Source organism: Rhodohalobacter sulfatireducens, from assembly GCF_022012475.1.
Taxonomy (GTDB): Bacteria; Bacteroidota; Rhodothermia; order Balneolales; family Balneolaceae; genus Rhodohalobacter; species Rhodohalobacter sulfatireducens.
The window spans coordinates 71,639-98,638 of sequence record NZ_JAKLWS010000016.1; the positions used below are offsets into that span (position 1 = coordinate 71,639).

Here is a 27,000-nt window from a genome sequence, read left to right on the forward strand (position 1 = left end):
AGTAACTACCGAACAGGTGACATTTAATGTTGGAATCAATTCACAGAGAATTACTCAGCAAAATATCTCTTTCCTGCTGAATGCTTCATTGGTCAGATGAATAATTACCACCCAATACGTTCCCGCTCACGGTTTTGATCCGTATTTGCAGGATCTTCCGGCATCACAAAACCCGGTGGGGGTTCAAATGCATCGTAGCTCCAGGGGGCTTCGGGATCATCCGTAACATTATTTATAAACTGTCCCACAATCGGTAAAGCTGTTCTGGCACCCTGGCCAATACTGTAAGAATTATCGGTTGGGAAGCGAATCCTGCGATCCTCTCCGCCAACCCAGGATCCCATCACAATATGTGGCATCATGGCTACAAACCAGTTATCCGCACTATTTTGGGTAGTTCCGGTTTTACCGGCTACATCCTGTTGGACGTTGTAAACGTTTCTCAATCGTACACCTGTACCGTGGTAATCTTCTCCTCCGCGAATCACCCCGCGCATCATGTCGATCATCATATAAGCTGTTTCAGGGCTAATGGCTTCCTGGCTATATTCCGGGTAATATTCTACCAACACATTTCCCTCTTTATCTTCAATACGGGTAATGGCAATGGGTTCAATGTGAACACCTTTATTTACAAAGGTTGTATAAGCACTTACGAGTTCAAGAAGAGAAACCTCAGCCGTTCCAAGTGCAATGGAAGGGTACGCTGGAAAATCACTAACATTGATACCAAGATTGCTTGCCATATCGCGAATCATTCGGGCGGCAGGTTCCAGCTCCCGGGTTCTGTTTGTTCCCGGCGCACCGGCAATCTCAGGCAACAGGCGAATTGTAACATTATTTAAACTTCGTGCAAGTGCTTCTCTCAAGGGAACCATTTGTGGTCCCGAGGGAACAGTCGGATCTTTCGGATCCCAAGTTTGGCCGTTTGGCTGAATAAAACTGCTGGGATACTTTGAAAATTTGTGATAGGGCATATAGCCATTGTCAATCGCAACGGCATATACAAAAGGTTTGAATGTTGAACCCGCTTGACGCTTGGATTGATGGACATGATCGTACTGCTGGGTGCCAAAATCCGCACCACCGACCCATGCAAGAATGTGACCGTTATCAGGTTTGATGGCTGTAAAACTTGCCTGCAATTTTGTTCTAACGCGTTTCACTGAATCTACAAAGACAGAGTCTGCCATCAGGTGATTAAATACCACAGATTCCTGGTCGGTTTCTAACTTGGAAAAAGCATTTTTATACCGGTCGGTCTCGCGGATAAAACTTCTCAGGAAGCTTGGGTATTTATCCCAAAGCTCGTCCATATAATCACCATTATAGGAGGTCCACTCATTCTCAAATGTTTCCTGGAACTCTACCAGCTTCTCTTGGACAGCAGCTTCGGCGTGTTTTTGAAGTCGCGAATCGATGGTGGTGTAAATAACCAAACCATCCGAGTAGAGGTCGTACCCATTTTCTTCAGCCCAGTCTTCTACTTGAAGACGCACATATTCTCCAAAATATCGACTCTCTCGGCCAGCTTTTGACGGAGGTTGATAATTCAGTGCGATAGGTTCTTCGCTCAAATTTATAAATATCTCCTCAGTCAGGAATCCATGCTTTTGCATCTGGCCGAGTACGATATTTCTCCGTGTTTTGGCTCTCTCAGGAAATAGTCTTGGATTGTAAGCATACACAGCCTGGAGTTGACCGATCAGGTTGGCCGATTCAGAGAGTGTTAAATCAATTGCCGGTTTGCCATAGTGGGTTTGTGCAGCCGATTCAATTCCAAATGCACTATTGCTGAATTCAACCGTATTCAGATACATCTCAATAATTTCACGCTTGGTGTAGTTGCTTTCAATCTGTACTGCGGTAATCATCTCACGCAGTTTTCGCGTTACGGTCACTTCAAAACCAATTTTCCGATATAGATTTCGTGCAAGCTGCTGACTAATTGTTGATCCGCCCTCAAATCTCTGCTGAAGCCAGTAGTAGGGAAGCCTCATTAAACTTTGAAAATCAACACCCCAGTGATTGAAAAACCGGTGGTCTTCAGTAGCGATGAGTGCATCTATAGCGTGAGGAGATATATTATCGATTGAAACATAGGTTCTGTTTTCAACAAAATATCGGTCCAGAACTACGCCATCACGGCTGCGAACTTCAGAAGCGATTGCAGTTTTGGGATTTTCGAGTTCCTGGATGGATGGAAGTCCCTGAAACAGGTAGTACACATAACCAAAAAGTGCAATAAAAAGAACCGAAAAAGTAATTAAGCCAATCTTTACAACTTTCTTCGAGAGCAGGTCTCTAAAAGATTTTTTCTTATTTCTTTGAGCTGAGATCTTCTTACGATACTCCCGGTCGTTGAAGTATCGGTCCATATCAATGTTGTTATTATTGTCCATTCAGGTCTGCTTTAGACTGATATTCAAATGGTTGAAATTCTTTTAGGCTGTCGTTCCAGCTAACGAGTTCAAAGGCCCCTTTGGTATATTTTAAAACGGTTCTGTGCTGATGAAAAGAACCGGTATTTATATAGGTTCCTTTGGGAAAAGTTTCCATTCTCGGAACATGATCGTGTCCTGACACAATTAAATCGAAATTAAATTTTTCGAACATAAACTCTGCCCAGTTATTAAGCCGTTCGGTATTGATGTAATTTTCATCCCGGGTAAAATTCGAGAATTTTTTCATCAGTTGAAGCCCATTTTTACCCGGCAATAGAAACTTATAGAATGTAACAAATTTTGGATGCCGAATGAACCTGTGAAGAAGAGGACGTTTTAGCTTAAACTGATCTTCATTAAGCCCGTCGCCGTGGCAGAGAAATAGATTATTTTGGCCCAGTTGAAGGTGTACGTATTCGTGCTCAACATTAAAACCGAGTTTTTCAAGGTGTGATAGGGTCCAAAAATCGTGATTACCGGTGATGAACGTTGTGTTGTTTCCCATTGCCTCATTGTAGCTTTCAAACCGGTCTAAAACTGATTGTCCCAAACTGGGTATGTAATCCGGAAACTCCATCCAGTAATCGAAAAAGTCGCCCAAGATATGGATTTGAATACTGTTGGATTGGCAATAGTCCACAAGCCTGATCAGCTCTTTTTCCAACTTACGGGTTTGCTTCTCATCATGGATTCCCAAATGGACATCAGACAAAAAAATATGCACCATGTGAACGGCTATTTTTTCCTTGTGATGATAAACTCGACGAGTGCTTTAAAGTCATCATATCCACGTTGGATAGGAAGGGTTTGTAGTATTTGAAGGGCCTCATCAGCATAGTTGATCATCTTAGTCTCAGCAAGTTCCAGGCCGTTGTGCTTGTGCACAAATTGAACAATCTTGTCGATATCTTTCTGCGTTTTATTTCGCTTTTTCATAATTCTGCGAGCATTTAACTGCTCGAATTTTGAAGCGTTGTCGAGAGCATATATAAACGGCAGTGTCACTTTTCTCTCCTGGATATCGTTCCGGGTGGGTTTGCCAACGTCTGCGAGCCCGTAATCAAAAAGATCATCTTTAATCTGGAAGGCAATTCCAATTTTCATTCCGGCTTCTTTCATCCCCTCAATAATGTTCTCGTCGTCCGAAGCGGCAATGGCTCCACATTGACAGCAAGCAGAAATAAGACTGGCTGTTTTTTCAGAAATAATCTGGAAATATCGCTCCTCCGTCATGTTGAACAGGTTGGAGGTTTTTAACTGCCGGAGTTCTCCTTCGCTCATGTCTCGAACTGCATCAGAGAGTACATGGAGTAACTGGTATTCTTTGTGATCGAGTGCGATTAGCAATCCTTTTGAGAGCAGAAAATCCCCTAAAAGAATGCCAGCTTTATTTCGCCAAATTTTATTGATACTTAAAAATCCACGGCGTTTATCGGCTTCGTCTACAACATCATCATGAATAAGTGTAGCCGTATGCAGGAGTTCAATCATGGTAGCGGCTACAAAACTTCTCTTGTCAATAGAGCCGAACATTCGTGCAGTCATAAAAACAAGTGTTGGCCGTATCTCTTTCCCTTTCTGGCGGAGCAGGTAACGTATAATTTGATCCAGTAGAAATACATCACTGCTGATCTCATCTTTAAAGAATTCACGAAAAACACTCAGGTGTTCCTGAACGGGTTCGGTAATCTCTTTCAGAGAACTTTTCTTTATGTTAGTATCACCGGTATGGTTTAATACCTCTTGCGTCATTCAATTACGTCAGGTTAAAACTTCAATCGTTGAAAATACAAATTATGCTCATTAATTATTTGCGCAAAGTTTTAGGGCTGTTTAGTTTAGCTAATAAAGAATCTAACTTTCGTATAAAAGGAATCAGCTTTTGAAAAAAATTGCCACGCTAACAAGTGGCGGGGACGCCCCTGGAATGAACGCTGCCGTTCGCGCAATCATTCGTGGTTCAAAGCATTTCGGCATTGAAGTTACGGCTGTTCGCCACGGATATAAAGGATTGATTGACGGTTCATTTGAAAATCTCCAGCACACTGATGTTTCAGGGATCATCCAACGGGGTGGTACCATTCTCAAGTCTGCGCGGTCTGATGAATTTCGTACTGAAGAAGGAAGGAAGAGAGCCGGTGATCAACTCAGGAAAGAGGGTGTTGAAGCTCTTATTGTGATTGGTGGTGACGGGACATTTCGTGGTGCCACTCTTCTCTCGGAAGAGCAAGGAATTAACACAATTGGTATACCTGCTACAATTGATAATGATCTGATTGGAACGGATGAAACCATTGGTTATGATACCGCACTGAATACAGCCATGGAAGCGATCGATAAGATCAGGGATACGGCAGATGCTCATGAACGATTATTCTTTATAGAAGTAATGGGGAGAGATGCCGGATTTATTGCACTTGAAACCGGAATTGCAAGTGGCGCTGAGATGATCGTTCTACCTGAATATTTGACAAGCTTATCGGAAATCAGGGAATCTTTGAATAAGGTTTTAAAAGCGCGTAAGCGAAGTTCACTTGTGGTAATTGCTGAAGGTGACCAAACTGGAGGAGCTGTAAAAATTTCAGAGGCACTCAAAAAAGATTTTGAGCAATACGATATGAAAGTTGCCATCCTCGGGCACGTTCAAAGAGGAGGAAATCCAACTGCACGAGACCGGGTGCTTGCAACTCGGTTGGGATTTGAGGCCGTTCAGGCAATTGATCAGGGAAAAAGTGACGTGATGGTAGGAATCATAAATAACAATGTGACATTCACCCCGCTTAAGGATACTTTTGGAAAGATAAAGGCGATCAACAATGATTTGGTTGCACTCGCAAAAATTTTGAGATAATAGTTACGATATGATTACAACAGATGTAAAAAGTGCACGCTCATTTGTATCGGATGATGAGTATGCAGAGGCCTTTGAATTGGCTGAGAAAACATACCAACAAGTAAAAAATCAAACCGGCGCGGGTAGTGAATGGCTGGGATGGCAGCGAATTTTGAAGGAGCCAAATGACGCCGAACTTGAAGAATTAACGAGCCATGCAGAACGAATCCGTGAAGATGCGGATATTTTTATTGTATGTGGTATTGGTGGATCGTACACGGGTGCGATGGCAGTTATTAAGGCATTGAACCCCTACTTTAAGAATAATGGTCCCGAGATTTTGTACGCCGGCCATCACATGAGCGGCAAATACCTGAAACAGTTGATGGAGTATCTTCAAACCCCAAAAGAGGATGGCGAACTGAAAAGTGTTTATCTGAATGGAATATCAAAATCAGGTTCTACTCTCGAAACAGCATTAGCGTTCAGAACAATTCGAGCCTGGATGCATGAGGTTTATGAAGATGCCGCCGACAGGATCATTGCAACAACCGGCAAAGAGGGTGGAGTTATGAACAAAATTGTGGCTGAGGAAGGGTATCAGAAATATATTATCCCGGATGACGTAGGCGGAAGATTTTCTGTGCTAACTCCGGTTGGTTTACTTCCAATTGCTGTGGCCGGTATCGACATTCAAACGTTATATTACGGAGCTGTTTCGGAGTATGAGGGTCGTGAGCAAGACCAGGAAACAATCCTTGAGTATGCTGCTCTCCGATATGCGCTGTTAAAGAACGGACATGCATTGGATGTGTTAACATCATTTGAGCCTGAATTGATTGGTTTCACGGCATGGATCCAGCAGTTGCTTGGGGAAAGTGAAGGAAAAGAGGGGAAGGGGATGTTTCCGGCGATGGCCGGCTATTCGACCGACCTTCACAGCATTGGTCAAATTATCCAGGAAGGCCGGAGAAATCTAATAGAAACGATATTGGTCGCTAAAAAACCCATTTCTGATTTTAAAGTACAGGAAACACAGGGAGAAGATATCGATCAACTTGGGTATCTTTCCGGGAGATCATTTCACCAGATTAATAAAAGTGCGCTCGACGGAACTGTTGAGGCCCATACTGAAGGAGGGGTTCCGGTATTGAAAATTATTATTGAAGAGTTGAACGCACAACAGCTGGGGAAATTGATCTATTTTTATGAGCTTTTCACAGCTGTGTATGTTTATATGCTGGATGTAAACCCATTCAACCAGCCTGGCGTGGAAGGTTATAAAAAAGCGATGTACAAGTTATTAGGTAAAGATGTGTAGTATGCCAGATCGAAAAGGGAAAAAATATATAGCGATTGCAGGTAACATTGGCGCGGGGAAATCGTCCCTGACTGAGCTGTTAGGTAAAAATTTTGGATGGAAAACGTACTATGAATCTGTAGATGATAATCCATATCTTTCTGATTTTTATGAGGATATGAGGCGTTGGAGCTTTAATCTTCAGATCTATTTCCTGTCGAGCCGTTTTCAACATCAAAAAAAGCTAATGGAGCTGGAACAAAGTCTTATTCAAGACAGGACTATTTACGAAGATGTGGAGATTTTTGCGAAAAACCTGCACGAAATGGGCTTGATGAGTGATCGCGATTATAAAAACTACTGTGCTCTTTTTGATGAAATGGCTTATTATCTTGAAGCCCCTGACCTGTTAATCTACTTGCGTGCAGAAGTACCCACACTTGTTAGACAGATCCAGCAGCGGGGCAGGGATTACGAAAATACGATTCGAATTGAGTACCTGGAACGGTTAAATCGGCTCTATGAGGATTGGATTGACCGTTATAACCAGGATAAGCTGATTATCGATACAGACAATCTTGATTTTGTAAATAACCAGGATGATTTAGGGAAAGTGCTTGAGCTGATTGAGCAGAGGTTATTTGGGTTGTTTAATTAAATTGCATAAAAAAAGAGTTCTGTCTATCTTTCAAAGCTATTGTGGAAACGTCAAAATTAACATTTGAATTACAGGAGATACCCGACGGTAAAAGTGAACGTGATGTTTCTTTATCTGAGGGCGATCTTGAATTAGATGATGAAATTACTCTTAAAGAGGGTAATGTTCATGTCAACTTCTTTAGAACGAATCATTTTATAGAAGTAGATTTTACTGTTGATGTGGATACAGAATTAATTTGTGATCGGTCGTTAAAACCATTTGTAAGACATTTGAATGGTTCCTATCACGTTCTTTTTGAGCCGGATAACGTTGAAGATACAGAATCAGAAAAAGGCGCTGTTCGGCAGATACCACCGGAAGATTTAGTGTTGGATATTGAAAAAGAGGTACGTGATACGATTATGCTAGAGATACCGGTCAGAAAAATACATCCAGATTATTTAGACTCTGAAGGAAACCCGGAAGATTTTGAAACAAAGCATTATGGACCGGAACCTGATGAGGATGAAATGATAGACCCGAGATGGGCTGAATTGAAGAAACTGAAGAACACTTAAAACGGAATATAAATGGCACATCCAAAACGAAAAACGTCAAAGTCTCGAAAAAATAAGAGGCGTTCTCACCATGGATTGTCGGAGGTTCAACTCACAGAATGCACGAACTGTGGCGCTTTACATCGGCGGCATCATGTGTGCATGGAGTGTGGATACTATCGCGGCAGACAGGTGATTAATACATCAAATTAATCTAAAGGTAACCACATGGTGATTGCTGTTGATGCGGTAGGAGGGGACCACTTTCCAAAAGTACCGGTACAAGGAGCAGTTCAGGCATTACAGGAAAATTCGGAAATAGAGATTCTCTTAGTCGGGCCTAAAGAGATGATTCAGTCGGAATTACAGGAAGTTGAGTACGATTCCGATAGAATTCATATTCTGCATGCTCCCGAGATAATCTCAATGAATGAATCGCCTGCTGCTGCCGTCAAATCTAAACAATCATCATCCATTGCCGTTGGACTCACGGCTCATAAAAGAGGGGAATGCGAAGCTTTTGTTAGTGCCGGAAATACCGGTGCACTGCTTGCTGCATCCACTTTTATGCTGGGGAAACTTGAAGGAGTGATACGGCCTACAATTGCCGCTACTTATCCCACATTAAAAGGTGTGAGTCTTCTGACCGATGCAGGAGCTAATCTTGAACTGAAACCAGAGATGTATCTCCAGTTTGCTAAGATGAGCAGAATACTTGCGAAGGAAATTTTAGAAATCAAAAATCCTACAGTCGGCCTTATGAATGTGGGTGAAGAACCTGAAAAGGGATTGGAACTCCATAAAGAAGTATATAATTTACTTTCAACATTGAGTTATTTCTCAGGGAATATTGAAGGGAAAGATATTTTGTACGGGAAAACAGATATCTATCTTGTAGATGGATTTTGTGGCAATGTTTTACTGAAGTTCGGTGAATCAATTCCGGAAATTCTACAACATTTGCTTAAAAAAACAATGGCAGAAGATGGGGTCGACCCCGAAATGCAAAAAAGGGTATTTGGAATCCTTTCAAAATCACTTAGTGCTTTTAATTATGAATATGTGGGCGGCATCCCTTTTCTTGGTGTAAATGGAATGAGTCTTGTGGGACATGGCGGCAGTTCGGCAGTGGCTATAAAAAATATGATATTTAACGCCGTGCATTGCGTGAAGCAACAGATAAACAAAAAAATTATAGCATCTCTAAACGAAAAAAACTGATTGAATGTCTGTAAAGCGAGCCAAGATTAGCGGGGTTGGTCATTTTTTGCCCGATTATATTTTGACTAATAAAGAACTCGAAGGGTATGTTGAGACAAACGATGAATGGATACGCACTAGAACGGGAATTTCGGAACGGCGTATTTTAAAGGATCCGGATAAAGGCACATCTTATATGGCAGAAAAAGCGGCTTTGGAAGCTCTTGAGGATGCCGAAGTGGATGCTAAAGATATTGATGCCATAATAGTTGCAACCGTTACCCCGGATTATATGTTTCCTGCAACAGCTGCACTTGTGCAAAAACGTATAGGTGCGGAAAATGCTTATGGATTTGATCTTTCCGCCGCGTGTTCAGGATTTCTATTCGCATTGTCGAACGGAAGTATGATGATTGAATCGGGCCGTGCAAAAAAAGTATTGGTAATTGGTGCTGATAAGATGAGTGCCATAGTAGATTTTACAGATCGCACTACTTGTATACTTTTTGGTGATGCTGCAGGCGCCGTAGTTTTAGAAGAAACCGAGGGCGATGGCATTATCGATTTTGTACAGCATACTGATGGTGACGAAGAATGTTTACTCTATCAACCCGCAGGTGGAAGTTTAAATCCTGCAAGCGAAGAGACGGTAAAAAATAAAATGCACTTTATTCGCCAGGACGGTCGTGCAGTCTTCAAGAAAGCCACCGAAGGAATGGCTGATGTTTCTCTTGAAATTATGGAAAGAAACAATCTGAGTGGCGATGATGTTGCCTGGCTTGTCCCACATCAAGCCAATCAAAGAATTATTAGTGCAACGGCTCGACGAATGGGACTTTCCGAAGAGAAGGTGATGGTAAATATAGGTAAATATGGTAATACCACTGCTGCTACGATTCCTCTTTGTTTATATGATTGGAAAGATCAGCTCAAGGATGGGGATAATATTATTCTTTCAGCATTCGGCGGTGGATTAACATGGGGAGCTGTTTACTTGAAATGGAGGAAGTAATGCGAACAGCTATATTATTTCCCGGCCAGGGATCGCAAAAAGTTGGAATGGGCCTCGAGCATTATGAGTCAAATCCTAAATTTCGGTCCATAATTGATGAAGCCGATGAACTGTTGGATTATTCTTTAAGCGAAATTATGTTTGAAGGACCGTCTGATGAATTAACTCAGACGAAGTACACACAACCGGCCATCTTTCTTCACTCCTATGCTCTATATACAACTCTTGATCTGGATCCGGATGTGATGGCTGGCCACAGCCTTGGTGAATTTACGGCACTGACAGCGGCTGGAGCACTCGAATTTGAATCAGCCCTGGAGCTGGTAGCCCTGAGGGGGCAAAAGATGCAGGAAGCCGGTGATGAAAATCCGGGAACGATGGCTGCAATTATCGGGATGGATGATGAAACTGTAGATTCAATTTGTGAAGAAGCATCCGATGAGATTGGAAAACCGGTAGTACCGGCTAATTACAATTGTCCGGGCCAGCTTGTAATCTCCGGGGATGTTGATGCTGTTCACAAAGCTGTAGATATTGCCAAGGAGCAAGGCTGCCGTTTAGCAAAAATTTTACCTGTCAGCGGCGCGTTTCATTCTCCGTTGATGAAATCAGCTTATGATGCATTGGAGGAAAAACTGGAAAACACCACATTTTTTCGCCCTCGTTACAAAGTATTTAGTAATTTTACGGCCGAATCCACAAGAGATATCGGTGAATTAAAAGATAATGTTCTCCAGCAGCTTGTGAATCCTGTACGATGGACGCAAACCTTGCTCAATATGGAAAAAGATGAAGTAAATTCGTTTGTTGAGGTTGGCCCCGGAAATGTCTTGCAAGGGTTGGTCAAACGAACACTGAAAGAAGTAAATATTGAAGGATATCAATAGAATAAAATGATCAATCTTAAAGAAAAAAATTGCCTGGTTACAGGTGGCAGTCGTGGAATTGGAAAATCAATTGCTCTTACGTTAGCTAAAGCCGGTGCTAATGTAGCGATAACATACGCAAGTTCAGCCGATGCTGCTGCCGAGGTTGTTAAGAATATTGAAAATGAAGGAGTGAAAGGAATCTCCTATCAAGCCGATGCCGTTCAATTTGACCGGGCAGAAGAAGTAATTTCTGATATTGTTGAGAATTGGGGATCATTGAATGTAGTGGTCAATAATGCAGGTATCACTAAAGATAATTTGATACTCAGAATGGATGAGAAAGCGTGGGATGATGTAATCACCACCAACTTGAAAAGTGTTTTTAACTACAGTAAAGCCGCTGCGAAACCAATGATGAGGGCACGAGGCGGATCAATCATAAATATCAGTTCCGTTGTTGGACTGAGTGGAAATGCCGGGCAGAGTAATTATGCAGCATCAAAAGCCGGAATTGTAGGATTTACCAAATCATATGCAAAAGAACTGGCAAGCCGTAATATTCGGGCAAATGTTGTAGCACCTGGCTATATTTTAACCGAGATGACTGAAAATCTCAACGAAAAAGTATTGGAAGCTATTAAAGAAGAAACACCGCTTGGAAGGGCAGGAACCCCCGAAGAAGTATCAAATGTGGTTGCGTTTCTTGCATCGGATATCAGTTCATATATTACAGGTGAAGTGATTCGTGTAGACGGTGGAATGGCAATGTAGCCCATTCTATTAAGACGAATGATTTGAGCGTGTTATTTTATGAACAGATGTTGTATTTTCACGTGTCTAAATAAATTTACGAACCTACTTTTAACTACTAAACTAAACAAAGGTCTAACTTATGTCACAGGACGTTGAAGCTAAAGTAAAATCTATTATTGTTGATAAACTCGGAGTTGATGAATCTGAAGTTGTTGCCGATGCAAACTTCACAAACGATCTGGGAGCTGACTCCCTGGATACCGTTGAACTCATTATGGAGTTTGAAAAAGAATTTGATATTAGTATTCCTGATGAAGATGCCGAAAATATTGCAACTGTCGGCGACGCTATCGAGTACATTCAGGAGAAATCGTAGATATAAACGAGAAGACCCCCTTTTATGACCGGACGAAGAGTAGTAATCACTGGAATAGGTGCATTCACCCCTGTCGGTAAAACCGCCCCTGATTTTTGGAACGGATTAATTTCCGGCAAGAGCGGAGTGCGAACAATTGAACACTTCGATACAAGTGATTTGCCCACAAAGTTTGCTGGCCAAATAGAAAATTACGATTCGAATGACTATTTCGATCGAAAGGAGGCCCGCAGGTTAGATCCGGTTACCCAATATGCAATGATCTCTTCAGGTGAAGCGATTGAAGACAGCGGCATCGATCTTGAGAAAGTAAATAAAGATCGGGTCGCTGTAATAATTGGAACAGGTATTGGGGGGATGCAAACATTTTACGAGCAGTCGGTCGTTCTTCATGAATCCGGCGCAAGACGGGTGAACCCGTTTTTTATTCCTATGCTCATTCCCGATATGCCGGCCGGACAGGTATCAATTAAATATGGATTCCGCGGACCCAATTTCTGTGCTGTGTCAGCCTGTGCTACAGGTTCTCACAACATAGGTCTTGCCTACGATTCTATCCGATATGGTCAGTCAGATATGGCACTGTGCGGGGGTACTGAATCTCCGGTATGGCGAATTGGTGTGGCCGGGTTTTCATCCATGAGAGCCCTTTCCCGCCGAAACGAGGAACCGGAAAAAGCCTCCAGGCCGTTTGACAAAGACAGAGATGGTTTTGTTCTAGGTGAAGGTTCAGCCATGTTTTTCCTGGAATCACTGGAATCTGCACTCGATCGCGGAGCACGTATTTATGGTGAAATTGTTGGCTATGGATTTTCTGCTGATGCACATCATATCACAGCTCCAGATCCGGATGGAAACGGCGTTTTACTTGCATTAAACAATGCACTGGATATGGCAGAAATAAGCCCCGAGGATGTGGACCATATCAATATGCATGGTACATCTACACCTCTGGGTGATATTGCTGAAACCAACTCCATTAAAAAAGTATTTGGTGATTACGCCTACAACATCAACCTGAACTCTACCAAGTCGATGACGGGGCATATGTTAGGTGCGGCCGGAGCGGCAGAATCGATCGCGACTCTTTTGGCGATCTACCACAGTATGGTTCCACCAACTATCAACCAGGATAATCCTGATCCGGAATGTGATTTGAATTACACTCCTAACGAACCGGTTGAGCGAGACATTAAATATGCTCTCAATAATGCTTTTGGTTTCGGGGGACATAACACCACACTTGTTTTCAAGAAGTTTGAAAAATAATTAATGCTCTATCGACTCAAAAAATGGTTGTGGAAAGATAAGGGTCCGATACAATCTGAGTCGAGAGAACGTTTACAAAAACTTGAGAACACCTTAGATCTTACTATTCCCAGCGAGTATCAACAGCTTTTTCAGAAGGCTCTGCGTCATAAGTCTATTGTAGATAATGACAAGTTCGAGTCTTATGAAACGTATGAAAGACTTGAATTTTTGGGGGATGCCGTACTTGATCTGATTGTCACTGAGATTCTATTCGAAAAATATCCCAAAGAAAATGAAGGATTTTTGACGAAGCTCCGTGCTAAAATCGTTCGGGGAGACACACTCTTCGAGATATCCAAGAAATTGGGTTTAAGTGAGTTCCTGGAGATCGGTGAAAGGGCTGCAGGCCAGGGGATCGAGTTATCAAAAAGCGTTCTTTCCGATGTATATGAAGCTCTAGTCGCAGCGATCTACATATCAAGCGGCTACGACAGTGCTCACAGATTTGTCTCATCTCATATCGACCGTTTTATTGATTTCAAGCAGGTTGTAAAAGTTATTGACAACTACAAGAGCCTGCTGATGGAATATTCACAATCTGAAAAGCTAAAACTTCCAAATTACCAGGTGATTTCGGAGGAAGGCCCGGGACATAATAAGACATTTTATGTGGCTGTTTTTATAGAAAATAAGAAATTGGGAGAGGGAACCGGCAAGAGTAAAAAGAAAGCGGAGCAGGAGGCTGCAAGGAATGCACTTGAAGCATTGGGTGAAAAATAATTTCCCAATTAGCAACAAATGCCTTTTATTTTTTTGATAAATTAGCCAAGCGTTAACACACGGTCATTTTTTTGAATCCATCCGAACTAATATTCCATGATCGCACATTTACTAAAACCGGAACTTGATGAACTCATCGAAAAGAAAGAGTGGGTTACAATTAAGGAAGTACTTGATGATGTACCGGCAGTGGACGTTGCTGAGTTGTTGGATGATCTAAATCCCGAAGTGGCCGTGGTAATATTTCGGCTATTGAAAAAAAGTAAAGCAGCCGATGTATTTACCTACCTGAGTTCAACAAAGGGTGTTGAGTTGTTGGAGACGTTTAGCCGTCAGCAGCTGAGTGATGTAATGAACAACCTTGAGCCGGATGAGCGCGTTGCTTTGATGGAAGAACTTCCGGGAGATCTTACGCAACGTGTGCTTAACTCCATGGCCCCGGAAGATATTGCCCAGGTCCGAAGATTGTTGGGATATCCACCCGAGAGTGTAGGCCGTTTGATGACCACGAATTATGTTCGCATTAAAAAAGACTGGACGGTAAACCGAAGTTTTGAACATATCCGTAAACATGGCAGAGACGCCGAAACAGTGAATGTGATTTACGTAGTTGACGAAGATGAAATACTGATTGATGACCTTCGCCTTAACCAGCTTATTCTTGCCGAACCGGATGGTAAGATTTCCGATATTATGGATAACACCTTTGAAGCTCTGAGTGCTTTTGATGACCAGGAGGAGGCGGTTCGTATGCTGAGTAAGTACGACCGAGTGGCTCTTCCGGTTGTGGATTCAGGTGGTATACTGGCAGGAATTGTAACGGTGGATGACGTTCTGGATGTTGCAGAAGAAGAAACCACGGAGGATATGCAGTTGATGGCCGGTATGAGTGCACTCGATACGCATTACTCTCAAACAGGTGTCACGGAAATGGTTCGTAAACGCTTGGGTTGGCTGGTACTTCTTTTTCTGGGTCAGATGTTTACGGTTACTGCAATGGCCAGCTATGAAGAAACACTCGCAGCTGCAACAGTTTTGGCCCTTTTTATTCCTATGATTATATCCAGTGGAGGTAATTCCGGTTCGCAAGCGGCAACCTTAATTATCCGTGCACTTTCAACAGATGATATTAAGTTTGATCAATGGAAACAGGTACTTAAGCGAGAACTGATGTCCGGGTTAATGCTTGGATTAATGCTTGGTGTTATGGGTACCATTGTTATCAGCACCTGGATGCTGGTAAGGGGTGAACCCTTTACGAGTGCAGTTTGGTTGCAGGCACTTACCGTGGGTACAAGTCTGGTTGGTGTGGTTCTTTTTGGAAATTTAAGTGGGTCGATTTTACCTTTTATTATGACGAAATTGGGACTCGATCCTGCTGTAACTTCGGCTCCTTTTATCTCGACCCTTGTAGATGTAACCGGAATTATCATCTATTTTACAGTAGCTGTTCTGCTGCTGCGAGGAGTCGTTCTTTAAGTAAACTGATTTTTCTTAATCATTCTGAGTACCTCTTAAAGTTTATAGTTAAAGTTCAAGGTTATGTAGCCGAACTTTAAACCTTAAACTAAAAACCTTAAACCTTATGTAAGCATGAAACAATATCACGACCTGGTTCAAAACGTAATGGATCACGGAGTTTGGAAAGAGAACCGAACCGGTGTAAGAACACTTGCAAACTTTGCTGAATTTTATAAAGTAGACCTGGCTGAAGGGTATCCATTACTTACAACAAAAAAGGTTTATTTTAGATCTGTAATTCTGGAATTATTGTGGTACCTGCGGGGAGAAGATCATATCAAATGGTTGAGGGATGAAAAAGATTGTCACATCTGGGATGCCTGGGCGGATGAAGATGGATATGTTGGCCCCATCTACCCGGTATTATGGCGGCGTTTTCCAATGGCAAAATCAAAAGATGGAGATGTTTACAAGCCTTTGGGAGATAAAAAGGAAAAAGATTGGCAGTATGAAGAGTTCGACCAGGTTCAAAATGCTATTCATATGCTGAAAACCAATCCCAATAGTCGAAGGATTGTTGTATCGGCATGGCATCCGGGATTATTAGGTGAAATGGGATTACCGCCATGTCACCTGATGTATATTTTTAATGTGGCTGATGGAAAACTGAACTGTCATCTAACACAACGATCCGGAGATATCGCTTTAGGAATTCCGTTTAATTTAGCCTGTTATTCAGCACTTACGATGGCCGTTGCACAAGAAGTTGGTTTGAAACCGGGAACGTTTGCTCACACGATTGTAGATGCACACATTTATGAAAATCACATGGATGGTTTGAAAGAACAGCTTACCAGGGAACCCAAAGAACTGCCAACGCTGGAGATTGCAAACAAACCGGTTGATGAACTCACCTTCGAAGATTTTACGCTGAAAAATTACGATCCAGACCCGGTCATCAAGTTTCCCGTTGCCGTATGAAGTTATCGATTATTGTAGCTCACGATCCAAATCTTGTTATTGGAAAAGATGGAGAACTTCCCTGGCATTTTAGCGAGGATCTGAAGTTTTTCAAAAAAACGACAATGGGTTCACCCATGTTAATGGGCCGAGGGGTTTTTGAAGAGTTGAACGAAAAACCACTTCCGGGAAGAGAAAATGTGGTTTTGAGCCGGTCTAAAAATTACGAACATGTACCGACGTTCAGCTCGATAGATAAGGCATTGGATTATCTGTCAGATCAAGAACAAGTTTTTATCATTGGCGGGGGTGAGATCTACAGGCAAACCATTGATCAGGTTGACGAGCTCATCATTACTCAAGTCAAAACAAAACATGAAGGAGACACCTATTTTCCTGAATACCGTGATGAAATTTGTGAAACATGGAAAGAAACCTGGAGAGAGGATCACGAAGAGTTCTCATTTGTGAAATACCAGCGAGTCGGTTGACAAGTTCAAGGGGCAACCTGCCCGTTACCACAAAAAGTATTTACGGTAATAAAAAGTGGTTTGGGGTAATTGCTTCGTTGAGTCCTTTATTCATAAATATTTTATGATGACTAGATACCGTACAAGCTGTATGGTTGGTGTACATTGTAGAACGGGTCGCCGACCCGTTACTGACGAATCCAAAATTCGAAGATAAGCGAGATTTGGATAATCATCTTTAAAAAGCCTATTGATTATTTTTAGTGAGCCAGCGATTGATCGTACCGGACAAGCTGTCCGGCGTACATTTATATCTCCTTCAAATGTACTAAATACGGTTTTACAACCGGCTCAGTCAGCGCAATGATATGCTTGGTATCGGCCGCTTTAGAAAACTCAACAGCTTTATTGTTATCCTCTAAAATCCAGATGCTTTCGTTTTCATAACGGTATGCCTCGCTGTAACTCTCATTGGCTTCGTAATAGTAGGAGATTGATTCATCATCATGCGGGAATCCCTGTTTCTTGAGATACTTTTTCGTTTTTGCCTGGATCTCTTCTTGTAACTTATCTCTTTCTTTTCGATCGGCAAACGTTGTTCGGAAAAGCTGACGGCTCAAAAACCGGTGAGACAAATCAGATAAAATCAGGTCCTCACTGGCTGCCCACCTTTTAATGCAGATGTACACATCATGATCATCCAGTGCAATATAATTCTCAAGCATTTTTTGAGTGATTCGCTTTTTGGAGGATGGATTCTTCGACAGAAAATAAGTTAGTGGCATCGACGGTATTTCTACATCCTCACCGGCGTCAATCAGATATCGAACTCGTTTGAAAATCTTTCTCAAAAGTGCGTCTGCACTCACTACGGTTTTATGCAAATACACCTGCATATACATCAACCGGCGGGATAGAATGTAGTTTTCAACCGCGTAGATGCCTTTCTTTTCAATCACTACATTTCCCTTGAACACACGCATTGTTTTCAAAATCCGGTTGATACCAACCGAGCCTTCTGAAACCCCGGTAAAAAAGCTGTCGCGTTTCAGATAATCCAGCCGGTCCATATCAAGTTGAGAAGAGATTAACTGATGAAGAAATTTTTTGGGGTATTGATCTTTGAAAATTTTGATCGCTGTATTCAGCTCACCCTCAAACTCCTTATTCAGATTCTCCATGATTTTGAGGCTCATCATCTCGTGATTGAAATCCTCTATCAGTGTATGTTCAAGGGTGTGGGAGAGAGGACCGTGACCAACATCATGCAACAAGATAGCAATTAGTGTTCCTGTTACTTCTGCATCACTGATAGTTGTGTCCTTTTCACGAAGATTCTTGAGGACGCGCTGACCCAATTCCAAAGCGCCAATGGCATGAGAAAAACGCGAGTGCTCGGCGGCCGGGAACACAAGATATCCCAGTCCCAACTGACGTATTCTCCGAAGCCGCTGCACATACGGGTGATCAATCAGCCGTAAAATTGTACCCTTAGGGATCGTTATAAATCCGTGGACCGGGTCACTAAAAATTTTATACTGACTGCTTTTATCCATTATCCGGAATCTTGTATAGATATTTATCGCGATCTTTGATCTCAGGTAATTTAGTAGGTTTTTGTGCCTCAAGATCAAACCAAACACCTGTCGTTTTTGCTACGGCTTTCAGCTCCGAATCTCCTTTTGAGTAGATCGCCTGGAATCCTTTGATACTCGTATTTCCATATTCTTCGATGGATGTTCCGATCAGCAGCATCTCATTCAGCTCAATAGGGCGAATGTAGTCCAATTCTAAATGGACAAGCATAAAACTTTTCCCCTCACTCATGGATGCCTGGAATTCCGGAACATCATTGATAAAGTTGATCCGGGCCTCTTCGAAATAGGTGTTAAAGACAGCATTATTTACGTGATTCAGCGCATCGAGATCTCTAAATCGAACAGGCAACTCTGTCCAGTGAGCAAAAGAATCTTTGTTATACTCAGGTTTTTCAGTCATTTGATCTTTCTTTTTGATGAAAGGTAAACAGAATATGGCAGGAATATGAAGGAGTTTTTGATTTCGAACGAATCAGTTGTTTTTGATGCTTATATTCTTTGTTGGAATTCATCCTAATATAAATTCAGATATAAAATGTTCGATACGGAATCACGTGATTTTCTTGAAAAATTAATTGTTACGCCGAGTCCCACCGGTTATGAAAGCGAAGGACAGAAAGTTTGGAAAAAGTTTATTTCTCAATATGCTGATAAAGTAGAATCCGATGCATATGGATCTGCGATGGCCAGGCTTAACATGAATGCAGATCTGCCCACAATTATGCTCGAGGCTCATGCTGATGAGATCGGGATGGTGGTTCAGCATATATCTGATAATGGATTTGTAACATTGAATAAATTGGGCGGTAGTGATTCAACCATTGCACGAGCCAAACGAGTTGTGATTCACTCGAAAAAAGGCCGAGTTATCGGAGTCGTTGGGAATACAGCAATTCACTTGCAAGACAAAAAGAATGGTGGTGGCAAGCAACCGGAATGGAAAGATATCTATGTGGATATCGGGGTTTCATCAAAAGAAGAAGCTCTTGAGATGATTCAAATAGGAGACCCGATCACTTATGCAGATGAATTGGAATATTTGAATGATGATATCATCACCGGCCGTGCGTTAGATAACCGGATCGGCGGATTTGTGATTGCTCATGCTATGAAGCAGCTGCGAAGCAGGAAAAAAGATCTGAAAGTTAACGTGATCGCTCTCAACTCCGTGCAGGAGGAGGTGGGTGGTTTTGGTGCACGAATGATGAGTTTCCGCCATATGCCTGATGCGGCATTGGTGACCGACGTTACACATGCTACAGACACACCTGGCATCAACAATAAAGAACACGGAACTGTGAAACTGGGCAAAGGACCGACGGTTCAGCATGGCGGGGCGAATCATCGGGCAATTGTAGAACTGATTGAGCAGACGGCAGACAAGCAGGAGATCGATATTCAGCATGAAGCCACAAGTGTGAGAACGGGAACGGATACCGACAGTATTTTCTATCAAAAAACAGGGATTCCGAGCGCGCTGGTATCACTGCCATTGAGATATATGCATTCACCGGTTGAGACTGCATCGTTGAGTGATGTAGAAAATCTCGTGAAACTGATGGCCGAAACAGTTCTGGCGATGAGAGAAGATCAAGTTTTTGAGGTTTAGATTTCTGAATAAAATTTGAGTTACCGGATGAGTATCATTGCTCTCAAGGGAAGTATTTATGCTAAAAATACTCATCCGATGATTTTCGATTACGTGAGCAGCTACCTACTGTTCGGGTTCAAATTTGTCGACTCTATACGTCACTTCATCATCAATCGCCTCTTTGATAAAGTCGATCTCAATGTACTCGGGATAGCCTGTTTTCTTGTTGTACTCAACAATCAGTTTATCCGCTTTTTGGCGTGCATTTTCAATGATATCAAAAAGTTCATTGATGGTTCGGAATGACTCGGAATACATTGGGAATACCAATTCATCAGTCTGCGGATCACGAAGGGGTTCGCCGGTTTCGGGATCAAGAACGGCATGAATCGTATCTGTTTTCACCACAATGATGGAAGGGTTAAAGAGGCCGCCGCAGTAACAAAATTTGCTGAACTCAAACGAGTAGTTTTCTACACTCTGCTCTTTCCATAGATTTAGATTCGTCCTGAAATTATCTCCTTTTCTACCATCACTAATCGAATCGCACGATGAGATGAGAAATAGGGCGGACAAAAAAATGAAAAGGGTCCTGGTCCGGCTCAAAATTCTCCTGTACTTGAATTAAATACTATTTGTTAAAAGTACACTTTCGTGAACTCTGATACCTATCCTTTGCTTGGAATTATTTTTATAGGGGAGGGACGTGATCTCTGGATTTTTGACAATCGAGGTAAAAAATTATCAGAGCTTTCGGATTTTAATCGAGAACGCATTTTTCGGATTTTCTACAAACAATTGGTCGATCTCCTTATCGGTAAAATCATTTTCTTGAAGTGCCGGTATGAGTTCATTCATCGCCGCTTCAAAAGGCCTGAGCTCTCCGCCACCGGGAAACCCGTTGCCATCGTGAGAAAGCAGAATCTTGTGAAGTAATTTCTCTGATTTAAATCGTTGCAGCCAATCAACTGTACTTTGAATATTCGATGAATTTACGCGATCAAGGGAGATCCAGGCTCCTTTTTGGGCTGTTTCAATCAACAAATTGAGATCGTTACTTGTATGTGCGTGTGTCCAGATCCATGCTTCGGGACTTACATCAAATTGTTGAAGCAGACTTAGCTGGGTATCAACTGCTTCCGGATTATCTGCGGTATGAACCGCAAGTGTTAAGCCTGTTTCTAAATGGGCCATAATTCCGGCCTCAAATAGTTTTTTATCTATATCCGATGGGGTTCCGTTGTCAAACGCCAGTTTAATAAATCCCGGTTTTACATTGGTTCCATCAATTCCATTTTCAAACTCATCAACCCAGCGTTCAGAGATCTCTCGGGTTGTAGAGTTATATGCTGTTTGTGGGACATACTTGTCATCTACGGCACCGTAGTAACCTGTGTTTGTGACTATTTGAAGGCCCGTGGAATCGGCGATAGTTTGAAGAAGATCAACCCGCCTGCCAAAATGGGCAGTGGTACAATCAAAAATGGTATCCACACCTAGCAACTTTATTCTTCGCAGATAGGGAACTACCTGGTTTGCAAGCGCGGCCTCATCATACTCAGAAGTCTCACTGATATCCTTGCCGAAATTTGACATGATATGTTCGTGTGAAAGAGCAAAACCCATCTTTTCAACTGCAATAGAACCATTCACTGAATGGAAAATAGTTCTGTTTTGGTCTCTGCTATTATGATTTCCGTTGATCAATAAAACAGTGGCAAGTGACAAGAAGATCAAAAAAGTGTATTTACTCATAATATTTATCTGATATTTTCAGATTCAAATAAAAAGGATCAGTGTTGATGATTCACCCGATGCTCACGAAGAAGGTCTGCACCAAAATCATTCCCTTTTTCTCGCCAAATGGTGTGGATGTGATTTCCGTCATTATTGAAACCTACATTATCATATTCAATCAGGAAATCAGGTCCATTAATTGCATAATAGTGGGGATTCATCCGTTGATAACTTCCAATCCACGCAAAATAGATCTCATCGATTCCTGAGCTATCAATTTTTTCAAGGTAGTACTGATATTTTTCATGTTCAAGATTTCCGATATACTCAGAAATCAACCTCTTTAACAACTTTTTTTGAGTATCGGTCAATTCACTTGCTTTGATTCCCTGATACTCCAAAAGTCTCTGAGTACTTGATGGATTCGTTAAAATATCCCCGGGTACATCTTGGCTTAGTGTGGCATTTGATTTTTGTTCATCATCCAGCGCATTGATCAGTTTTATCCCATAATCTTCCTCTTTGCTCAGCACACGAATTCCCGCATACTTGGAGATTTTGACCTCAGCGGGATCCGAACCGAGAAAAAGTGGTGTCATCGAAAAATCATCACCTGTCGCTGTGAGGTTGTAGGAGATATGATGTCCCTCAAACTTTATGCCCCATGGTTCTACCGGCCCGGGTTCCCCATAAAACGAAATGTAATAATTTTCGAGCGACCAGTCCAAATTTCTGATCTGTTCGATTGCCTGATCCGGAATATCTCCGCGTTTATATGCAGTCTCGTACACAACGTTTAGAATATCATCCAACTGCAAAATACTTGTGGTTTTCAGATATCCTTGCGAGCTAAAAAGTGTGGTTAATAGGTGATGGAATTCAATTCTGCTATCCTCAGAGAGAGCACCATACCTTAAACCCGGGCGTGTGGCCAATCCAACAGGTAGATTTGTCCACTGAGTTCGCGACGAATCATCGAAGGCATGGTTAACAGTTGCCAACTGATCGTCCGTCAAAGTAGTTAGAAAATGATGTGATACCGTTCTGATCTGTTCTATTGATTGAGCTGTCAAACTGGATGAGATCAGGAACAGAAGGAGAGTCAGGGCATAGAGTTTTGTCATATATTTAAATTTAGTGATAGGTAAGTCCCCGATTTTTGTTAATGTGCTGAAGTACACTTCAAATTCAAAATAATGACTTCAGTGGTTTAAGGTCTCTTTTTTTTGTTAATTGATTCAGGGACTCAACAAACCATCTATTCCTATGCAAGTAATACTACTTCTAATTGGTCTTCTATTGATTCTGATAGGAGTTTTTTTGATTTGGGATCAACTTCAAGCGAGGCTTTCGTACGAAAAAGTGCTTGGAACAATAACCGGATACAGGAAAAGAATGGATTATAAATCCGGTGATAACCTCCGCATGATGTTTTATCCAATTATTGAGTATGTGGTTCAGGGACAGAAAAAGAAACTTAACTCCACTCTTGGTTCAAGCTTTCCTTCTTATGATATCGGTGAATCAGTATATATCTACTATTCAAGCAAAAATGATGAAGCAAAGCTGAAATCTATAGCTCCTTTTTATGGTGGGATGCTATTCTTACTTGCCGGGGGATATCTCGGTTACATCTTTTTTGCCACCTTTTCGTTTTCCTTTTTTTCTGTGCTGTTCGTTTTGATAATTCTTACAGTTATTTTTTGGATTCTTTTCAAGCAACTGAAGAAATTTGAAATTAAAAGTGGCTCAGAACTTATTGAACGTATTAGAAACAAGTTGGCGGGTATGTCAAAACTTCGAGAGGCAGATGAATCTGAGCTCATTACCACACAAGAAGAACTGCTGAGTACAGATCTTTTTGTAAATAAAAATATCCAATATGCCGGGCCGATTATCCTTCTTATTGGATTTGGATTAATTTTTCTGGCCGGTTATTTCTGGATTGAAAAGATAGAATTCATGGAGGTTGCTTTATCTGCGGAAGGAGAGGTTGTTGATTACGAAGTGAGAGGCTCGGGAGAGGATGAAACATTCTACCCGATCATTGTTTTTACGACAAAAAATTCCAAGGAATATGAATTTACTCACGAAGCCGGTTCAGGAACAGATCCTTATTACACGGTAAACTCTACGGTTCAGGTACTTTACGACCCTGAAACCCCATATGATGCAATTATCGATCAGGGAGCCTGGAATTGGCTTTGGCCGGTACTTATCTCATTCATTGCATTGGCATTCTTTGGTTCGGGAGTCAAAATGGTTTTCCAATGGATGAAGATTAAACGATTTAAAGAGAAGCTGAAAGAGATTAACTAACATCCGGTTTTTTGAGGAATCATGAATGTGAACTTGCTGCCTTTGTCGAGTTCACTTTCCGCCCATATCCTGCCTCCGTGCGTTTTTATAAAATCTTTGCAAAGAAGGAGGCCCAACCCCGTTCCTGTTTCATTGTAGGTGCCTTTTGATGAATGCCTTTTATCGACATTGAATAAATCTTCAATATTATCTTTTGAGATTCCTACACCATTATCTATAACTGATATTGATATTTCACCTTTGTTTTTTTCCGATTCAATATCAATTTTTCCGCCGGGCTGGGTAAACTTAACTCCGTTCGATACCAAGTTTCGTAATACAAGAGTAATCATCGGTTTATCAGCATATACCAACGTTCCGGGAGGTATCCCATTTGTCAGGGATATAGATTTTTGGTGGGATGAATCTCTTAGCAAATCAATGACCTCATCAGCGACTTCATCTATTTCAAAATATTCTGGATTAAACTTGGTTTTACCCGTTTGGGATTGAGCCCATGCCAGTAGATTGTTTAACAGGTCCATCACTCGTTTTGAGGAGTGCTGAATCATCTGGGCAAGCTCCAAGGAATCGTCGTAGTGTTTGTTTTTCAATTGGTCTATCAAAAGTTCACTAAATCCCAAGATGCCGGAAAACGGATTTTTTAAATCGTGCCCGATAATGGAGAAAAACCGGTCTTTTGTGGCAATCAGTTCACTTAACCGTGTTTCACTATCTTTCAGGGCTTTCTCGGCTTTCTTTCGCTCAGTGATATCCCGAACATTCAGAACTACAGCTTGAATATCCGGATTATGAAGTTGATTATTTCCATATGCTTCAAGGTATACCCAGTCACCATTTTTGTGCCGGTGCCTGTATTGTGTGCCCCCATGTTTTGAGTGTTTCACAATATCCAAGAAGCCCTGTTTGGTTTTTGCTTGATCGTCCGGATGAATCATACTCTCGATGACTGAAATATCCGTTAGCTCCCGGGGATCATATCCAAGGATTTTTTTACACGATTCGCTAACATATCGTTGAACACCATCCGAGTCTAACAGGACAAGCATATCGAATGAATTTTTAATCAGTTGCCTGAAAGTCTCGTCTGATTTTAAAAATTCATCAGCTGTGACTTCTTTATTTGGATAGGTTGATCCATTATTCATACAGCCTCTTGATTAAGATTCCGGGTGCCTTAAGAATCCTCTCATTAGATTTTACTTCTTATAAATTACAAAATAGATGTTGAAAATATTAAGATTGTTCACCTAAGCTCTCTCGTTATGAACCAAATATTATTGAGTGGGAATGGATTATCGATTCGATGTCAATGACTCATTTGGACTCCGGTTCACAAAATGGGTATTTCCGGGTACACTTTCCTGAATAGCTGCCGGGGTTACGACATCCGCTTTATAAAAGTTATTGAGAGTATCTACCGCATTATAGAGCTGACGAACCTGGTCTTTTTCATTAAAAAACAGTTCAAGCTGTTCTGTAAACTGCATTTCGATGGTATGAAAGCCGATCCCCCGAATTTTGATATTTTTTCGGAGTGCATTTTTTACCCGTCGGATCGCTTCCGGCAAAAAAGCGTTTAACACATATTCGTCCAGGTTGGTAAATCCGGGGGTGTTGAATGCAAAACTGTCGCCGTCCCACTTGTTGTCCTGGTAACGGATGTAGCACCCCCAGCGGCGTGCTTTTCGTTTATAGCCACGCATCCGGTAACATACTTTCCGAACGGCTTTGATGATCTCACCCTTTACCTGGATGGGATCGTCCGTCCAATCCGAAAACGTATGCATATAGCTGACTTCGTCCGGCACGTGATCGTCATTATCCAACACTTTGGCCTTATCTCGGCCGGTCACTGTCTCCCAGAAAAGCTGCCCCTGCATCTCCCCAAATATCTTTTTGAACGGAGCTGGGCCCGATTTATGAGCATCCGCTATGGTGTGTAACCCATATTTTTTGAGATGTTCGTATCGCCGTCGTCCGATTCCCCATACCTCATCCATCGGGAGGGGATAGATATATTGAGCGGCATCGTCGTGGGTGAGGATCAGCGTTAATCCATTGGGTTTTCGGAGATCGGAAGCCAGCTTGGAATAGGTTTTACTGTGGGCCATTCCAACGGAGCAAACCAACCCGAGATCATTATAAATTGCCTGCTGAAGTTTCTTTCCAAACGCTTCCAGGTGTTGCCGCGGTTTTCCCAGCAAAAAGGTGAGATCCATGAAATATTCATCCATCGAATATTTTTCTACCTCGGGTGAAAAGTTGTCGAGGATTTCTCGTAACCGTCGGCCAATTTCTGTGTATTTGGAATAATCGATCTGTTTGAACACCAGGTAGGGGCAGATTTGCGACGCCTCGAAAGCGCTCATCGCTGTTTTAATACCCAGCGCCCGTGCTTCGTAACTGGCTGTTGCCACAATTCCGCGGGCCGTTCCATCCGGCTTACGCCAACCGCCCATCGCCACGGGGAGTCCATAAAGATTATAAGACTGCTGCTCCACCTGTGCGTAATAACAGCTCATGTCCAGGTGCAGGTACAGCCGCTTTTTCCGGGACGTATGCTGGTGATCCTTCGCCACAGAACTGTACAGCGTGATGCGATGCACATCCTGGTCAAGGTCGTAGTCGGTATGTTGGTTCGGGTCCATTAAACGTATTATAACAAATTACACATATATTGTACATAATATTTGGTTTGGTGTTTAAAGTTTCAGGTTTGTGGTTGTGGTTTGTGGTTTGTGGTTTGTGGTATGTCAATCCCTGGATTGACTTGACCGTTTGTTAAGGTTATTAGTTTAGATGTAGGGTACAGTATGGATATTGACATGAAGTGTCAATTGCGTTGG

27 protein-coding genes are annotated in these 27,000 nt (G+C 42.0%); 17 read left to right on the plus strand and 10 right to left on the minus strand.

Annotation, left to right across the window (positions count from 1 at the left end):
* Nucleotides 1-104 precede the first annotated feature (104 nt).
* From L6773_RS12900 to L6773_RS12910, 3 genes are read right to left on the minus strand one after another with little or no spacing between them, the layout of a single operon-like run.
* Nucleotides 105-2,402, minus strand: coding sequence for a penicillin-binding protein 1A (locus L6773_RS12900; RefSeq protein ID WP_237854843.1), 2,298 nt, complete (start codon nt 2,400-2,402; stop codon nt 105-107).
* Nucleotides 2,392-3,171, minus strand: coding sequence for a UDP-2,3-diacylglucosamine diphosphatase (locus L6773_RS12905; RefSeq protein WP_237854844.1), 780 nt, complete (start codon nt 3,169-3,171; stop codon nt 2,392-2,394). Before L6773_RS12905 ends, L6773_RS12900 begins: the two co-directional genes overlap by 11 nt.
* Before the next feature lie 8 nt (nt 3,172-3,179).
* A complete protein-coding gene (locus L6773_RS12910) occupies nt 3,180-4,196 on the minus strand; it encodes a polyprenyl synthetase family protein (protein WP_237854845.1) in 1,017 nt (338 codons plus the stop codon).
* A 130-nt stretch (nt 4,197-4,326) separates the two neighbouring features.
* Between L6773_RS12910 and pfkA the strand changes: the two genes are divergently transcribed.
* The 15 genes from pfkA to L6773_RS12985 all read left to right on the plus strand — a co-directional run bounded on the left by pfkA (nt 4,327) and on the right by L6773_RS12985 (nt 16,927).
* Complete coding sequence (pfkA, locus tag L6773_RS12915; RefSeq protein WP_237854846.1) at nt 4,327-5,295, plus strand: 6-phosphofructokinase; 969 nt, start codon at nt 4,327-4,329, stop codon at nt 5,293-5,295.
* Nucleotides 5,296-5,305: 10 nt separating this feature from the next.
* Nucleotides 5,306-6,598, plus strand: coding sequence for a glucose-6-phosphate isomerase (locus tag L6773_RS12920; RefSeq protein ID WP_237854847.1), 1,293 nt, complete (start codon nt 5,306-5,308; stop codon nt 6,596-6,598).
* A 1-nt stretch (nt 6,599) separates the two neighbouring features.
* Entirely contained in the window at nt 6,600-7,235 is a 636-nt protein-coding gene (locus L6773_RS12925) for a deoxynucleoside kinase (protein ID WP_237854848.1), read from the plus strand.
* A 41-nt stretch (nt 7,236-7,276) separates the two neighbouring features.
* Nucleotides 7,277-7,795 (plus strand): YceD family protein, encoded by a 519-nt coding sequence (locus tag L6773_RS12930; protein WP_237854849.1) that lies wholly within the window; start codon nt 7,277-7,279, stop codon nt 7,793-7,795.
* A 12-nt stretch (nt 7,796-7,807) separates the two neighbouring features.
* Nucleotides 7,808-7,987 (plus strand): 50S ribosomal protein L32, encoded by a 180-nt coding sequence (gene rpmF / locus L6773_RS12935; protein ID WP_237854850.1) that lies wholly within the window; start codon nt 7,808-7,810, stop codon nt 7,985-7,987.
* 15 nt (nt 7,988-8,002) lie between these two features.
* Nucleotides 8,003-8,995 (plus strand): phosphate acyltransferase PlsX, encoded by a 993-nt coding sequence (gene plsX / locus L6773_RS12940; protein WP_237854851.1) that lies wholly within the window; start codon nt 8,003-8,005, stop codon nt 8,993-8,995.
* Between the two features lie 4 nt (nt 8,996-8,999).
* Complete coding sequence (locus L6773_RS12945) at nt 9,000-9,986, plus strand: beta-ketoacyl-ACP synthase III (protein ID WP_237854852.1); 987 nt, start codon at nt 9,000-9,002, stop codon at nt 9,984-9,986.
* Nucleotides 9,986-10,873, plus strand: coding sequence for an ACP S-malonyltransferase (gene fabD / locus L6773_RS12950; RefSeq protein ID WP_237854853.1), 888 nt, complete (start codon nt 9,986-9,988; stop codon nt 10,871-10,873). The genes L6773_RS12945 and fabD overlap by 1 nt, the downstream gene beginning before the upstream one ends.
* 6 nt (nt 10,874-10,879) lie before the next feature.
* A complete protein-coding gene (fabG, locus tag L6773_RS12955) occupies nt 10,880-11,626 on the plus strand; it encodes a 3-oxoacyl-[acyl-carrier-protein] reductase (protein ID WP_237854854.1) in 747 nt (248 codons plus the stop codon).
* Between the two features lie 121 nt (nt 11,627-11,747).
* Nucleotides 11,748-11,984 (plus strand): acyl carrier protein, encoded by a 237-nt coding sequence (locus L6773_RS12960; protein ID WP_237854855.1) that lies wholly within the window; start codon nt 11,748-11,750, stop codon nt 11,982-11,984.
* Nucleotides 11,985-12,008: 24 nt separating this feature from the next.
* A complete protein-coding gene (gene fabF / locus L6773_RS12965) occupies nt 12,009-13,253 on the plus strand; it encodes a beta-ketoacyl-ACP synthase II (RefSeq protein WP_237854856.1) in 1,245 nt (414 codons plus the stop codon).
* A 3-nt stretch (nt 13,254-13,256) separates the two neighbouring features.
* Nucleotides 13,257-14,015, plus strand: a complete 759-nt coding sequence (gene rnc / locus L6773_RS12970; RefSeq protein WP_237854857.1) for a ribonuclease III — start codon at nt 13,257-13,259, stop codon at nt 14,013-14,015.
* Nucleotides 14,016-14,111: 96 nt separating this feature from the next.
* Complete coding sequence (mgtE, locus tag L6773_RS12975; RefSeq protein WP_237854858.1) at nt 14,112-15,494, plus strand: magnesium transporter; 1,383 nt, start codon at nt 14,112-14,114, stop codon at nt 15,492-15,494.
* 114 nt (nt 15,495-15,608) lie between these two features.
* The gene (locus L6773_RS12980) at nt 15,609-16,457 is read left to right on the plus strand and encodes a thymidylate synthase (protein WP_237854859.1); all 849 of its coding nucleotides are present in this window, start codon (nt 15,609-15,611) and stop codon (nt 16,455-16,457) included.
* Nucleotides 16,454-16,927 (plus strand): dihydrofolate reductase, encoded by a 474-nt coding sequence (locus tag L6773_RS12985; RefSeq protein WP_237854860.1) that lies wholly within the window; start codon nt 16,454-16,456, stop codon nt 16,925-16,927. The genes L6773_RS12980 and L6773_RS12985 overlap by 4 nt, the downstream gene beginning before the upstream one ends.
* Before the next feature lie 287 nt (nt 16,928-17,214).
* On the opposite strand, the gene L6773_RS12990 is transcribed toward L6773_RS12985, so the two are convergent.
* Both L6773_RS12990 and L6773_RS12995 read right to left on the minus strand, forming a co-directional pair.
* Complete coding sequence (locus tag L6773_RS12990) at nt 17,215-18,462, minus strand: HD domain-containing protein (protein ID WP_237854861.1); 1,248 nt, start codon at nt 18,460-18,462, stop codon at nt 17,215-17,217.
* Complete coding sequence (locus tag L6773_RS12995) at nt 18,455-18,904, minus strand: acyl-CoA thioesterase (RefSeq protein WP_237854862.1); 450 nt, start codon at nt 18,902-18,904, stop codon at nt 18,455-18,457. Before L6773_RS12995 ends, L6773_RS12990 begins: the two co-directional genes overlap by 8 nt.
* A 135-nt stretch (nt 18,905-19,039) precedes the next feature.
* On the opposite strand from L6773_RS12995, the gene L6773_RS13000 reads away from it, so the two are divergent.
* A complete protein-coding gene (locus L6773_RS13000) occupies nt 19,040-20,113 on the plus strand; it encodes a M42 family metallopeptidase (protein ID WP_237854863.1) in 1,074 nt (357 codons plus the stop codon).
* 105 nt (nt 20,114-20,218) lie between these two features.
* Here L6773_RS13000 and L6773_RS13005 read toward each other — a convergent pair whose 3' ends face one another.
* The 3 genes from L6773_RS13005 to L6773_RS13015 form a co-directional block, all read right to left on the minus strand.
* The gene (locus L6773_RS13005) at nt 20,219-20,671 is read right to left on the minus strand and encodes a DUF6174 domain-containing protein (RefSeq protein WP_237854864.1); all 453 of its coding nucleotides are present in this window, start codon (nt 20,669-20,671) and stop codon (nt 20,219-20,221) included.
* Between the two features lie 168 nt (nt 20,672-20,839).
* Complete coding sequence (locus L6773_RS13010; protein ID WP_237854865.1) at nt 20,840-21,850, minus strand: phosphotriesterase family protein; 1,011 nt, start codon at nt 21,848-21,850, stop codon at nt 20,840-20,842.
* 38 nt (nt 21,851-21,888) lie between these two features.
* Nucleotides 21,889-22,956, minus strand: coding sequence for a DUF3500 domain-containing protein (locus L6773_RS13015; RefSeq protein ID WP_237854866.1), 1,068 nt, complete (start codon nt 22,954-22,956; stop codon nt 21,889-21,891).
* A gap of 142 nt (nt 22,957-23,098) precedes the next feature.
* Between L6773_RS13015 and L6773_RS13020 the strand changes: the two genes are divergently transcribed.
* Complete coding sequence (locus L6773_RS13020; protein WP_237854867.1) at nt 23,099-24,151, plus strand: DUF3592 domain-containing protein; 1,053 nt, start codon at nt 23,099-23,101, stop codon at nt 24,149-24,151.
* On the opposite strand, the gene L6773_RS13025 is transcribed toward L6773_RS13020, so the two are convergent.
* Together L6773_RS13025 and L6773_RS13030 are read right to left on the minus strand one after the other, a co-directional pair.
* Nucleotides 24,148-25,299: a PAS domain-containing sensor histidine kinase gene (locus L6773_RS13025; protein WP_237854868.1), complete on the minus strand. Its 1,152-nt coding sequence runs from the start codon at nt 25,297-25,299 to the stop codon at nt 24,148-24,150. The two genes, L6773_RS13020 and L6773_RS13025, sit on opposite strands and share 4 nt — an antisense overlap.
* 147 nt (nt 25,300-25,446) lie before the next feature.
* Complete coding sequence (locus tag L6773_RS13030; RefSeq protein WP_237854869.1) at nt 25,447-26,802, minus strand: DNA polymerase Y family protein; 1,356 nt, start codon at nt 26,800-26,802, stop codon at nt 25,447-25,449.
* Between the last annotated feature and the right edge of the window lie 198 nt (nt 26,803-27,000).